Here is a 13016-nt window from a genome sequence, read left to right on the forward strand (position 1 = left end):
ACAATCGTATAGTATGAATCATGTAATTAACATTATCCGCATGCATAGTTGTGCCAATATGCCTATGAAAGAGGGGTACATGAGCATTCTTGATTCATACACTACAACATTCGGTTTGGTTAAAAAAATTGATGCCTTTGGGTACTTGGATTATTTAAAGCAACATCCAGAGGAGCCTAGGAAGCGCGGTAAAGTTCTGCTTGTTACTGCTGATACTCCTTTGAAAGCTTCTCGCGGAGAAGGTAAAACGACTACAACTATTGCGTTGGTTGATGCTTTGCGTGAGCGAGGTGTGGACGCAGCTGCAGTTCTTCGTCAGCCAAGCATGGGCATTACAGCTGCTGGTTCTAAAGGTGGTGCAAGTGGTGGCGGTAAGTCTTCGCTTTCTCACCCTGAGTTGATTGACTGGGGTTTGTGTGGTGAAATGGCTGCTATTGCTTGCGCGCAGAATTTGCTTGTGTCGTTTGCGGAAAAAGCAGTCGACGAGGGTGCCCTTGATACTATTTTAGTTCCTCGAGTTAGCGAAGTTCCTTCGCGATCTTTGCGAAGCATTGCTGTTGATTTTGGCAAGGGGACTGTTCCTGAGCGCGTCGTTTTGACGCCAACTTGCGAGCTCATGCAAATCGTAGTGTTGTCGCGCAGTATGGACGAGATTTCTCATCGTGTTTCTTCAATGATTGCTGGCACAAAAGACGGTAAGCCTGTTCAGTTTGGCGAGTTTGTGGATTTGTGGCGAATCACCAATATTCTTGCCGACGCTGTAAAGCCTGCTAAAACTGAGACGATTAATGGTTCTCCAATTTACGTTCATTGTGGCCCGTTTGCGAACGTTTCGCTTGGTATTCCAAGCCTTGTAAGTGTTGAAATGGCTTGCGCTGAGCATGATGTTGTGGTTGTAGAAGCAGGTTATGGTACGGATGCTGGTGCTCAAAAGTGGTTAGATATTGCTGCTCGCGAGTTTGGTGCAAAGTGGCCTGCTGCTGCAGTTGTAGTTACTCGCGCAACTACTTGGCGAGATGACGAAACTTTGGCTTGGCGTTACCCATTCCATGTTTCTCGTTTGGAATCTCTTAATATCCCTACGTTCCCGTTGATTAATTTGTGGGAAGGTGAAGATAATCAAGTTCCTGAATTGTTGGAACAAGCTAAGTCTTTAGGATTCAGAAAGCCGATTGTTGGCAATTTATTCCGCGATGGTGGCGATGGTTTGGCAAATCAGCTGGACGATTTTGTGTCTGCAATAACTGATGATGTTGAAACGAAAGTTCCAGAAAGTAGGCGTGGAAAGACGCTTAGGGAGCGAATTAACTTGCTGTGCGCAGAAGCTTACGGTGTTCCTACTGAGCGTGTGATCGATAAAGCAGGTTTTGCTGATTCATTGAAAGAAGCGCAGAATTTGTGTGCAAATTCTGGAGTTGTTTTCGATGACCTCGCGCTTGTTGCTGTAAAGTCGCCAGCAACTATGACTGACGACGATCATAAGTCTGCTGAAGAGCGCACTGTGACATTGAAGAAAGTGGAAGTTCACGCTGGAGCTGGAGTTGTGCAAGTAAATCTCACATCTTCACTAACTACTCCAATGCCAAAAATAGTGTGAAATATTAATAGTGTGATTTTCTCTTAAATATTGAGATTAATTAAAATTACTTATTAATAGCAATTAACAAAACGTCGTCGACATATCAATCATGGTGTGTGGGCGACGTTTTGTTTTTGCTTTGTTTACCAAATGGGTTAAAAAGGGAACAAACGCGGGAGAGTTGAAGTTAAATTACGCAAAAGTGCGATGCAACCAATCGCAAGCAAGCTTAACCCACTGCTGAACTTCTGGCTGAACAAATTCAGTAAGCACATTTCCGTTTTCGTCGCGTTTTGCTGTTTCTTTAACTGCCAAAGCTAAGCCGTGAGGTCCTTTAGGGAACAGGTGCGCTTCAACACTTACTCCAGCTTCAACGCAAGCGTTCACAAACATTATTGAATTTTCTACTGGAACTGTTTGATCAGTAATGGTTTGCCATACAAATACAGGTGGAGTTTTACGATCCACGTGATTTTCCAGCGAAAGTTTATTGACAAGTTCAGTTCGCTCTTCGTTGCTAACTTCTCCAAATAGACGATCGAACGTTGGCTTATGCGCATATTTCCCAGCAGAAATAACAGGATATGCGAGCATAAGAGCATTTGGTCGCACGTCATCAGCAGCATACCCGTTTGCTTCCTCAACTTCGTCGCTAACGCTAGTTGCAAGGTTTGCAGCCACATGCCCTCCAGCGGAGAATCCAATAATTGCAACTTTTTGCGCATCTACGTGCCATTCTTTTGCGTTTTTGCGAATTAAGCTCATCGCTTCTGCTGCTTCTAAAAGCTGAGTTGGGTATGTGCTTGGAGTAAGCGAGTATCGCAACACAAAAGTGTGGAATCCTTCTGCAGCAAACTTCATGGCAACAGGCTCTGCCTCACGATTCGATACGCGCAAGAAGCCACCGCCTGGCAAAATTAGAATTGCAGGACGGTTTTGCAAGCCTTTGCTATCTAAATTATCGTCTAAAATATACCCAATAAGCTGCGCATCGCTTCCATCTATACTTTTTATTTTCTGATTTATAATCTTCATAGTGTCTCTTTTCGTTTCGCTTATATTGCAATTACACTAAGCATAATTCTAATCAAATACCTCGCTTTGTAAGTGCGTTCTTTTATAAATTCGTGTAGAGTTTTAAGAAGTTTTATAAGGAGATTCAAGATGTGTAACGAAGAAGATAGTTTAGGTAAAGTTGTTTTAGCTGCTACGCCTATTGGGAATATGGCAGACGCTTCTGCACGATTAATTAATCTTCTTGAAACTGCTGATATTGTTGCTGCTGAAGACACGCGTAGGCTTTATGATTTAGCGAATCGCCTTGGTGTGCATGTTTCTGGTAGCGTAATCGCATACCACGATCATAATGAGCGAAATAAGGCAGATGGCTTGCTAGACAAAGTTGAGCAGGGTAGCACTGTTCTTGTTGTTTCAGACGCAGGTATGCCTACCATTAACGACCCGGGTCTTGCTGTTGTTCGACGTGCAATAGAGCGAGATTTGCCTGTTACTTGCGCGCCTGGTCCTAGTGCAGTTTTAGATGCGCTTGCTCTTTCTGGATTGCCAACCGATCGCTTCTGTTATGAAGGCTTTTTGCCTCGTAAATCTGGTGAGCGTCAACAGCATTTGCGCTCACTTAAAGCCGAGCGACGAACAATAGTATTTTATGAGGCTCCACATCGTATTGCAGAAGCAATGGAAGACATATTGGCAGTACTTGGTTCTAATCGTCCAATGGCGTTATGCCGTGAACTTACAAAAGATTTTGAGGAAATTCGTCGTGGAACTGTGCAAAGTATTCACGATGGTGTTTTAGCGGATCCTCCTCGAGGTGAAATAGTTTTAGTTATCGGTGGTGCAAGTGATGAAGAAGTGCAGTCTGAAAGCACAGATTTAAGCATTGATGCTCTTGCAAAGCTTTCGCTTGAATGTGCAGAATCCGAAGGTTTGCGCATAAAAGAAGCAATTACAAAAGTAGTAAAAGAGCATCCGTTTGCTGACGGATCTTTTGCTAATCGTAAGCAAGTTTATGCGTCTTGTCTTGAGCATAAACCTGATCAAAAATAAGATTTCTGCTTTTGCTACTATTTTTTGCTTTCTATTCATTGCTGTCATACGCAGAAAATAGCACTTCAAAACTGTAACGAACGTCAGGTCCACCTTGTTGAGAAATATATTCTAAAATTTGCGCGTCTGCTGAAGGGTTTGCAATAATCCATTTTCGAAGTTCCGGTATTTTTTGCGCGATGTACCATAGCACTTCCATTTTTGTTGCAGGGTCGATAGCAACAGATGGCGTGAGTATTATAGGTGGTTTTGGAGGGCTGTTTGTTTTAGTTGCATAAGAGTTCTTCATTTCCATGGTTTGTTTGCTTCTTTCGCAATGTTTCGTATCCAATTTCTTGCATGTATTGAGCCTGGGAAATATGGGTTTCCGTCAATAGTACGTTTGCATTTTCGCAAGTCAATGCTGTATTTAGATATCAATAGGTGAGCAATATCTTTTCTATAAGGTTCGTGCTCTTCGTTTTCGCTTGGAGTGTACGCTAAATCGCAAATTGTTCGTTCTGGCGTTGTTATTCTAATTTTTCCAAGTATTACGTATTCTTCATTGTTTAAGTGTCTTCGAAATGCGCGAATCGCATGACCGTGCGGCTTTTTTCTTCTGTGCCCATAATCAATAACATCTATATTTTCAGGAAAATGACCCCCTATCCAAACCCATGCTGCAGTAAATAAACAGGCTATGCTTTCTGTAGGCATAAGATTGCTCACAATATTGCTTCTTCCTTGAGTGGAAATAGCTGCCTTATTTGAATATCCTGCATTTAAATCAAGCCTATTGAATACACCAATTTGAGAAAGTTTTTTCATGCACATTGGACCTGGTAAATGGTTGTCGTCAAGTAATTCTGGGAATTGCGTTTGTGTTTCTTCGCAAATATCCAATAAATTGCGCATATTTTGTTGGTTTTTCAATTTTCTTTAATCCTTTCTTTTTGCATATTTATTTTTCAGCGCGATTATTTACGATTCGTATTGTGCATATTGTTGTTTTTTAGTGCATGTTTTCTAGTGCATTAGTTTCGTAGTGCATAAGTTGAGATTATGTTTATATTTGCTTCAATTCCAGGCTGGTTTTATAACTTGTGGATATGTGGATGAACTCGTGTGAGGCTTGTTATCCAGCGTGTTTTTCTCGTATATTTGGGATTCTTTTTGCAATGTTCTTATGTACTGTCCGCGTTGAACAAGATAATAATTGTCTATGAGTCATATTTTGGTGAATGTTGCTTGGCCGTATGCTAACGGCCCTCGTCATATTGGTCACGTCGCAGGCTTCGGGGTCCCATCAGACGTATATGCGCGTTACGAGCGCATGAAAGGTAATGACGTATTAATGGTGTCTGGCACGGATGAGCACGGTACACCTATTTTGGTTGAAGCAGATAAGGAAGGCGTTTCTGCACAAGAGCTTGCTAATCGTTATAATCGTGTGATTACTAAGGATTTGTGCGATTTAGGTTTGAGCTACGATTTGTTCACGCGTACTACCACTGCAAATCACGAGCATGTTGTGCAAGAAATGTTCCGTCAGTGCTTAAAGAACGGCTATATTTACAAGGGCACTCAGAAGGTTGCTATTTCTCCTTCCACTGGTCGTACTTTGCCAGATCGTTATATTGAAGGCACATGCCCATTGTGTGGCGCAGATGGTGCTCGTGGCGATCAATGTGATGCTTGTGGAAACGAGCTTGATCCGGATGAGCTTATTAATCCAGTTTCTAAAATTAATGGTGAAACTCCGCGCTTTGAAGAAACTGAACATTATTTCCTAGATTTGCCTGCTTTGGCTGAAGCGAATGTTAACTGGCTTCATTCTCGCGAAGGTTGGCGCACGAATGTTATTAATTTCTCGCTTGGATTATTTAATGAAGTAAAGCCGCGAGCTATTACGCGCGATATTGATTGGGGCATTCCTGTTCCTGTTGAAGGATGGATTGATAATCCAAATAAGCGTTTATATGTTTGGTTTGATGCTGTTATTGGCTACTTGTCTGCATCTATTGAATGGGCTCGTCGACAAGGCAAGCCAGACGCTTGGCGTGATTGGTGGTGTGATCCTAAGTCTCCTGGATACTACTTCATGGGCAAAGATAACATTACTTTCCATTCTCAGATTTGGCCTTCGGAAATGCTTGCCTACAACGGTGCTGGTTCTAAAGGTGGTGAGGCTGGCATTTATGGCCCATTGAACATGCCTGAACAGGTTGTTGCTTCTGAGTTCATGACTATGGAAGGCAAGAAGTTCAGCTCTTCGCGCGGAATCGTGATTTATGTGAAGGATATTTTGGCACGTTACCCTGTAGATGCTGTGCGTTACTACATTTCTATTGCGGGTCCAGAAAATTCTGATGCTGATTTTACTTGGGCTGAGTTTGCTCGTCACAATAACGAAGAACTTGCTGCAAGCTGGGGTAATCTTGTCAATCGTGTGGCAAATCTTATTAATAAGAACTTTGGTGCAATTCCTCCTCTTGATGAAGATTCTATGACTGCAATGGATCGCGCTCTTCTCGATCAAACTTCTGATGCTTTTGCTTTGGTTGGTAGTTTGATTGAGCGTCATCGTCAGAAGAATGCTCTTACTGAAGCAATGCGAGTAGTTGCGGATATTAATAAATATATTTCTGCAACTGAGCCTTGGAAAATTAAAGATGATGAGGATCGCCTTGGTACTGTGTTGCATGTTGCAGCTCAGGCTGTTTCGGATGCTAATCATCTGCTTGCGCCATTCTTGCCTCATGCAGCTCAAAAAGTTTGGGAAGCACTTGGTGGCACTGGCGTATTCTCGCCTTTGCCTCATATTGAAGAAGTTGAAGATTTGGATAATCCAGACTTCAAGTATCCGATTATTACGGGCGATTATCGCTTGGGGGAAACTGTTCATCCTTGGGAGAGTGAGGAGTTGGTAGCAGGTACGCCTGTGCCTAAGCCAAGTCCTATTTTTGCCAAGATTCCAAAAGAAGCAGTTGAGGAGGAGCTTGAGCGTTTTGCATCTGCTTTGTCCGAGCGTCAGCGTGTCGAGGCGGAAAGACTTGCTGCAGCAAAAAAATCTTTGGAAAATAGTGAGAAATAGGTTGAAATTCTCAATAAATAAATTGTAAAATTAAAGAACATAGCAAATGGTTCTCTAAAAGAAAATATTTTAAGGAAATTTTAAGGAAAAACTCTTTTCTTTGGACGAATGTTTAGCTATACTAACATATGTTAATGGTTCGCCATTAGCGAGGTTCGTTTTCGAACCCCATAATTGAAACCTTCTTCTCTCTTTCTCTCTGCCCCGGCGGGTTTCTCTTCCCGCCGGGCTTCTTTTTAATTTGTGAAAAAAGTAAAACAACAATAAAAGCGCAGACTGCAAAAACAATCTGCGCTCACATAGTTACCAAACTTAATTTTAATGGTAACGATTTAACGGCAACGCTTCGAAAGTGGCGCCCACGGTTCAAGCATTACTGGTTCTTGATCCAATACAGCTAAAGTTTCTTTGTCAAGGTACTTTTTGTTGATGATTATTTCGTTCACATAACGATCGAACCACTCTGCTGAGCCAACATAATAGCCATCTTCGCCAGCATCCTTGCCCCAGCTGTTCTCGATCTTCCAGCGATCTGGCTCGCCATCTTTGTTAAGATTCACGCCAGTGAATGTCATTGCGTGATTTCCTGGGCAATCCATATATTCCAAGCCGTGAGCTTTATCGAATGTAAACTTCACGTCAAACAATTCATCTACGCGCACAACTGCAGGATCGAAGAATCCACTGTCACGCAAGGAGAACTGCGTGCAATCGCATGCAAACCAGATTGGATGACCATCTTTTAATTGGTCTACAGCTGCTTTTTTGAATACATCGAGAGGCACATTAACAAATTCCATTTCCTTTGTTTCAGCTACGTTGGTGCTGTACTTAAATTGGTAGAGCTTGTTGAATGGTGTGCGTTCCATAGGTGCGTTGCATATTGTTACGAAGTCGTTTACGTCAACTGGAACGTACTTCTTTGCGAACTCAAGTGGAGTAATTCCGTATTCACAAATCATTGGACGCTCATCTTTGCCGGTTTTTGGCTTGTCAGCTTTGCCGGTTTTCTCGCCATCTTTCTTGGTTTCGTCTTTTTCGCCGTCCTTCTTATCGTCATCGTCATCTTTAGTTCGTGCGAAGAAGTCAAACTGTGCAGGTGGTTCACCCAGGGCAATAGTTGTCATACGATAAACGGTTTCCAAATCGCGAACTTTCATTTCGCGCAATTCTTCCAAAGAAGTTCCGTTCTTATGAGCTTCACGCAATTCGTATGCAAACTCGCGCAACTTGGTATTGATGTATTGTACGAATGCATCAGAGTCGACTGAGTTCTGTGAATCTGGATATGCACTCTTTGGCACAAGTCCGTACTTGTTTACCAAGTTGACGAACATTTGCCACCAGCCGCCGTCATCGATTGGACCATAGTTAATGCTCTCAAAAAGTCGGCTATTAACATCTTCATCAAGTGTTGAAAGCACATTTTCCAAATAAGCGTTTGCTTTTTCAATCTTGTCCCAGAAGAATAGGTAGCTTTCTGAAAACTCAAAGTCGTCTAAATTCCACTTATGCATTACTTCGTATCGCAAAGTATTAAGTGAGGCGAACATCCAGCAGCGTCCGGAGCGCTTCTGATTGGTAATGCTGCCTTGTTTTAATTCTATTGAGAATTCGCGAGGAAGAGCACGCTTGCCTTGGTAGCTTGTTGCGGCTTTAAGCACACCATTTGTTACTGCTGCATTCGCGGCGAGAAGATTTGCGCGCTGTTCGTTAAAATGTTTGGAATAATTTTTTACATGTTCCAGAGTTACGGCTTTGACGTTTTCAGCCATGAGCTTATTCATTCTCCTTTTAGAGTTGAAAGTACGAATAAAAAATATTGTATACTGCTCAATGTCTCGCGTGTGTTTCTTGTCTATGCCTATTTTCGGCATTTGCTTGAATACTATTAATTATTTTAGTAAAACTACAATTTTTTCGGTAAATATTCAGTTTTTGTAATTAAATTTTGAATTTATTATATTTGCTTATAAAACGTATTTTGTATGTATAAAAATACTTTTTTGATTTTAAAATACATGTCTTTGTGTAAAAATATAGCTAGAAATCACTGATATTTTGCGTTTTTTTGCATGTTTAGATATGTATAATGTAACTTATATATACGAAATTTTTCCCTTGGGTATTGAGAAAAGTGTTGTGCAAAAATATTTTCTGTTTGTCTCTTTGTACATAGCTTGGCTAAAAATATACTAATTATGTGTCCCGGATTGACAAGGGTTGATTCAAACACGCCCTTTTCAAGGTCGAGTGTTAGATCGGCAATACTGTAAATCACAAGATTTATGGATGCCGAATGGAGGTAAAAAATGGCTAGTCGTAGAAAAGAGTCACAATGATACGATACATCGTTAAACGATGCCTGAATTATGTGGTGATGTTGTTTGTTGCCGTATCCATGACGTATTTCTTGACAAGTGCTTTTATGAGACCGCGTTCGAACTACATGTCTAGGCATCCGCATCCACCTATTGCATCAATCAACCGTTCTTTGGATTTGGCAAATATTAACGACCAGACTCCAGTGTTTACTCGTTATTGCCGTTGGATTTACAACATTTTTACTAAGTGGGATTGGGGATTGAGCCCAGATCAGGCTCCAGTTGGCCCGGCAATTATGTCTCGTATTGGCGCATCTGTTCAGCTGGTTACTGGCGCTACAATTCTTGGCATTGTTCTCGGTGTTAGCGTTGGTGTTTACACTGCTATCCGTCAGTACAAGTGGCAAGATAGAGTTCTTAATTCCACCGCAACCTTCCTGTTGGTTGTTCCTGCAGCAGTTTTGGGTTTGATGGTTGTGCTTGCTGCTATTAGCATTAACCACGCAACAGGCGTGCGACTTTTCTACGTTACTGGTTTGCACTCTTACCAGGGTTCTGACCCGTTCATGTTCCTTCTTGACTTCCTTCAGCATTTGATTTTGCCGACGATTGTTATGACAATTCCTGGCATGGTTGGGTATCATTTAACGCAGCGCACGTATCTTCTCGATACTATGAATGCTGATTACGTTCGTACGGCTCGCGCTAAGGGCTTACCTTTGAATTTGGCTATTCGCCGCCACGCTTTGCGTACTTCTTTGATTCCAACAGCTGTTGACGTCGCCTTCTCTATTGCAGGCGTGTTTACGGGTGCTGTGATTACTGAAACCGTGTTTGCTATTAACGGTCTTGGTAGCTACTTCGTTCAGACCATTATGCAGAACGATATTAACGGTTCTGTTGCTATTGCAGCGTTTGGTGCTGTATGTACCTTAGTTGGTGCTCTGCTTGCAGATATCTTCTCTGCTTGGCTCGACCCACGTATTCGTTTGAACTAGCAGAACAGTGTAGGTGAATTTGATATGAATAAAAAAGATGTATCTTCAAAACCTCAAGAATCTGCTGCAGATAGAAAAGCTACTGCTGGTGCCTGGGGCAACTTTAAGCGCACTGGTAAGATGACGCTTTATACGCGTCGATTCTTCCGTCGCCCGTCTGCAGTTGTGGGCTTGGTTATGTTCGTAATTTTGATTCTTTTTGCTTTGTTTGGCTCAAAGATTTCAAAGTGGAGCTACGACGAACCAGACTTTTCTTCTCTAGCAACTCCTCCTTCTGCAGAGCATTGGCTGGGAACTACGCCAGGCGGTTCAGACATGTACGCAATGGTTGTGCGCGGACTTGGTCGTTCACTTTCCATTGGTATTGTTAGCTCTATTACCATTACAGTTATTGCTGCTTTGGTTGGTACTGCTATTTCTTACTTCGAAGGATGGTTTGAGCAGGTTGGTATGTGGCTTTTGGACATGCTGCTGATTGTTCCTTCCTTCCTGCTGATTGCTTTAATCATTAGTGCTTCTAGTGGTGGTAGCGATTGGCTGTGGTTGGCATTTGGCTTAACAGCTTTTGGTTGGATTGGTTACGCTCGTACTCTTCGTACGTTGACTTTGAGCTTGCGCGAACGTGAGTATGTTCGTGCAGCTAAGTTCGAGGGCGTTTCTTCGTTCCGCATTATTGTGCGCCACTTGGTTCCAAACTTGGGTTCTGTATTGATTATTAACACGGTTCTTGGTGTTATTGGTGCGATTAACGGCGAAACTGCTTTGAGCTTCTTGGGCCTTGGTATTAAGGCTCCGGATACTTCTCTTGGTACTTTGCTTAATGCTGGCCAAAGCGTTGTGCAGACTTCTCCGTGGGTGCTTTTGGTGCCGTCTGCAGTGCTTGTTTTGCTAACCTTCTCCGTGCAGCTTATTGGTGACGGTTTGCGTGATGCCATTGATCCATATTCTAGGTCTGTTGGTAAGGCCGACTAACGAGCGTTTGGAGTGATAAACATGACTGATATTGCAAATAACGCTATTAAGGAAGAAACCACGATGGAAGATCAAAACAACGAACCGTTGCTTTCAGTACGCGACTTGCAAATTAGCTTCGCTTCTGAAGCTGGTACTGTGCATGCTGTGCGCGGAATGAATTTTGATTTGTACCGCGGAAAGACTATTGGTATCGTTGGCGAATCTGGTTCTGGTAAGTCGGTTACGTCCTTGGCTGTTATGGGCTTGCTGGATAAAAACGCTAGCGTTAAAGGCTCTGTAAAGTATAAGGGCGAGGAGCTTTTAACTAAGTCTGATGCAGAAATGAGTAAGATTCGTGGCAAGAATATTGCTATGGTGTTCCAGGATCCTCTTTCTGCTTTAACTCCAGTTTTCTCTATTGGTGATCAGCTTAAGGAAGCTTTGGTTATTCATAATCCTGACATGACTGAAGAGCAGATTCGCGAGCGTTCTATTGAATTGCTTGATTTGGTTGGTATTACTAAGCCGGCTGAGCGTTTGAAGGCTTTCCCTCACGAGTTTTCTGGTGGTATGCGCCAGCGCGTGATGATTGCTATGGCTATTGCCAATAATCCTGACATTATTATTGCCGACGAGCCTACTACCGCTTTGGATGTGACTATTCAGGCTCAGGTTTTGGAAGTTTTGAAGAAAGCTCAGCGCGAAACCGGCGCTGCAATGATTTTTATTACTCACGATTTGGGCGTAATTGCTGGCGTTGCAGACGAAGTTATTGTTATGTATGCGGGTCATTTGGTTGAGCATAATAGCGTTGAAGAGATTTTTGCTCACCCAACTCAGCCGTACACTATTGGCTTGTTGGGTGCTGTTCCTCGCGTTGATCAAAAGCGCACTCGTCGTTTGACTCCAATTTCTAAGCCGACTATGGATATGCTTATGGCTGAAGAAGAAAGCGGCGACGACAGCACAATGATGGGTCTTGAAGCTGAAAGCGAAACTGTTCGCTCGTTGCTTCATGCGGAAACCGAAAAGCCAATTAAGCCAATGTTTGAAGGCATTCCTCGTGAACAACGAAAAGTTGTTTTGGATGTTAAGAACTTGGTTAAAACATTCCCAATTACTAGCGGTGGCTTCTTGCGACGCAAGGTTGGCGAAGTTCGCGCGGTTGATGGTGTGAGTATTGAGGTTCGTGAAGGCGAAACTGTGGCTTTGGTTGGCGAGTCTGGTTCTGGTAAGTCCACGACTTTGATGGAGATTATGGGCTTGAAGAAGCCTGAGTCTGGTTCTATTACAGTTTTTGGTACTGAGTTGAACGATAAGTTGACTCGTGAGCAGCGTCGCGAACTTCGTTCTAAGATTCAGTACGTGTTCCAGGACCCAATGAGCTCGCTTGATCCTCGTATGCTTGTTTACGATATTTTGGCCGAGCCTTTGCTCGTGCAAAAGAAGTCGAAGGAAGAAATTCGCCAGCGTATTGCTGAGCTTATGCAATTGGTTGAGTTGAATCCTGATCAAGTTGATCGCTTCCCAACGCAGTTCTCCGGCGGTCAGCGTCAGCGTATCGCTATTGCTCGCGCTTTGGCTGTGAATCCTAAGCTTTTGCTTCTTGATGAGCCAGTTTCGGCTTTGGATGTTTCTATTCAGGCTGGAATTATTAACTTGCTTGAAGATTTGCAAGACAAGTTGGGTGTTGCTTACTTGTTCGTGGCTCACAACATGGCTGTGGTTCGTCACATTTCTAGCCGTATTGCTGTTATGTATCACGGTCGAATTGTTGAATCTGGTGAAACGGATGAGGTGTTTGATAATCCAAAGCACCCTTACACTCAGGCTTTGATTAGCGCTGTGCCAATTCCGGATCCTACAATTGAGAAGAACCGTAAGCGTATTATTCTTTCTGAAGAAGATAATTTTGACGATGTTAGGTAATTCATGACTTGTTGATTTTAGTTAATCTTCATCAATCTGAATAAATTACTTAGTCGCGCATGTTTATTACAACATGCGCGATTTTTTATTGT

Annotated in this window: 10 protein-coding genes; 6 read left to right on the forward strand and 4 right to left on the reverse strand. The window is 42.7% G+C overall.

Translation table 11 applies throughout. From position 1 onward, the window contains the following. The first annotated feature begins 79 nt into the window (after positions 1-79). On the forward strand, positions 80-1597 hold the full coding sequence (locus P0108_RS02770) for a formate--tetrahydrofolate ligase (RefSeq protein WP_473730746.1): 1518 nt from the start codon (positions 80-82) through the stop codon (positions 1595-1597). Positions 1598-1771: 174 nt separating this feature from the next. Here P0108_RS02770 and P0108_RS02775 read toward each other — a convergent pair whose 3' ends face one another. Continuing rightward, entirely contained in the window at positions 1772-2614 is an 843-nt protein-coding gene (locus P0108_RS02775; RefSeq protein ID WP_004108020.1) for an alpha/beta hydrolase, read from the reverse strand. A gap of 129 nt (positions 2615-2743) precedes the next feature. On the opposite strand from P0108_RS02775, the gene rsmI reads away from it, so the two are divergent. Then, the gene (rsmI, locus tag P0108_RS02780; protein WP_004108018.1) at positions 2744-3646 is read left to right on the forward strand and encodes a 16S rRNA (cytidine(1402)-2'-O)-methyltransferase; all 903 of its coding nucleotides are present in this window, start codon (positions 2744-2746) and stop codon (positions 3644-3646) included. 31 nt (positions 3647-3677) lie between these two features. On the opposite strand, the gene P0108_RS02785 is transcribed toward rsmI, so the two are convergent. Beyond that, entirely contained in the window at positions 3678-3941 is a 264-nt protein-coding gene (locus tag P0108_RS02785; protein ID WP_004108011.1) for a variant leucine-rich repeat-containing protein, read from the reverse strand. Next, positions 3932-4558, reverse strand: a complete 627-nt coding sequence (locus P0108_RS02790) for a hypothetical protein (protein WP_012914503.1) — start codon at positions 4556-4558, stop codon at positions 3932-3934. The genes P0108_RS02785 and P0108_RS02790 overlap by 10 nt, the downstream gene beginning before the upstream one ends. A 289-nt stretch (positions 4559-4847) precedes the next feature. Between P0108_RS02790 and metG the strand changes: the two genes are divergently transcribed. Further along, a complete protein-coding gene (gene metG, locus P0108_RS02795) occupies positions 4848-6719 on the forward strand; it encodes a methionine--tRNA ligase (protein ID WP_004108005.1) in 1872 nt (623 codons plus the stop codon). Positions 6720-7051: 332 nt separating this feature from the next. On the opposite strand, the gene P0108_RS02800 is transcribed toward metG, so the two are convergent. After that, complete coding sequence (locus tag P0108_RS02800) at positions 7052-8494, reverse strand: C1 family peptidase (RefSeq protein ID WP_033888419.1); 1443 nt, start codon at positions 8492-8494, stop codon at positions 7052-7054. Positions 8495-9057: 563 nt separating this feature from the next. On the opposite strand from P0108_RS02800, the gene P0108_RS02805 reads away from it, so the two are divergent. From P0108_RS02805 to P0108_RS02815, 3 genes are read left to right on the forward strand one after another with little or no spacing between them, the layout of a single operon-like run. Further along, a complete protein-coding gene (locus P0108_RS02805; RefSeq protein ID WP_033888405.1) occupies positions 9058-10041 on the forward strand; it encodes an ABC transporter permease in 984 nt (327 codons plus the stop codon). A gap of 24 nt (positions 10042-10065) precedes the next feature. Beyond that, the gene (locus P0108_RS02810; RefSeq protein WP_064621662.1) at positions 10066-11013 is read left to right on the forward strand and encodes an ABC transporter permease; all 948 of its coding nucleotides are present in this window, start codon (positions 10066-10068) and stop codon (positions 11011-11013) included. A 21-nt stretch (positions 11014-11034) separates the two neighbouring features. Beyond that, entirely contained in the window at positions 11035-12924 is a 1890-nt protein-coding gene (locus tag P0108_RS02815; RefSeq protein ID WP_064621661.1) for an ABC transporter ATP-binding protein, read from the forward strand. The last annotated feature ends 92 nt before the right edge of the window (positions 12925-13016 follow it).

This window comes from Gardnerella sp. c10Ua_244 (assembly GCF_055818055.1).

Bases quoted from the DNA above. Each gene is read 5' to 3' on its own strand.
- P0108_RS02770 (WP_473730746.1), top strand. From the start codon at position 80: ATGAGCATTCTTGATTCATACACTACAACATTCGGTTTGGTTAAAAAA.
- P0108_RS02775 (WP_004108020.1), bottom strand. From the start codon at position 2,614: ATGAAGATTATAAATCAGAAAATAAAAAGTATAGATGGAAGCGATGCG.
- rsmI (WP_004108018.1), top strand. From the start codon at position 2,744: ATGTGTAACGAAGAAGATAGTTTAGGTAAAGTTGTTTTAGCTGCTACG.
- P0108_RS02785 (WP_004108011.1), bottom strand. From the start codon at position 3,941: ATGGAAATGAAGAACTCTTATGCAACTAAAACAAACAGCCCTCCAAAA.
- metG (WP_004108005.1), top strand. From the start codon at position 4,848: ATGAGTCATATTTTGGTGAATGTTGCTTGGCCGTATGCTAACGGCCCT.
- P0108_RS02800 (WP_033888419.1), bottom strand. From the start codon at position 8,494: ATGGCTGAAAACGTCAAAGCCGTAACTCTGGAACATGTAAAAAATTAT.
- P0108_RS02805 (WP_033888405.1), top strand. From the start codon at position 9,058: ATGATACGATACATCGTTAAACGATGCCTGAATTATGTGGTGATGTTG.
- P0108_RS02810 (WP_064621662.1), top strand. From the start codon at position 10,066: ATGAATAAAAAAGATGTATCTTCAAAACCTCAAGAATCTGCTGCAGAT.
- P0108_RS02815 (WP_064621661.1), top strand. From the start codon at position 11,035: ATGACTGATATTGCAAATAACGCTATTAAGGAAGAAACCACGATGGAA.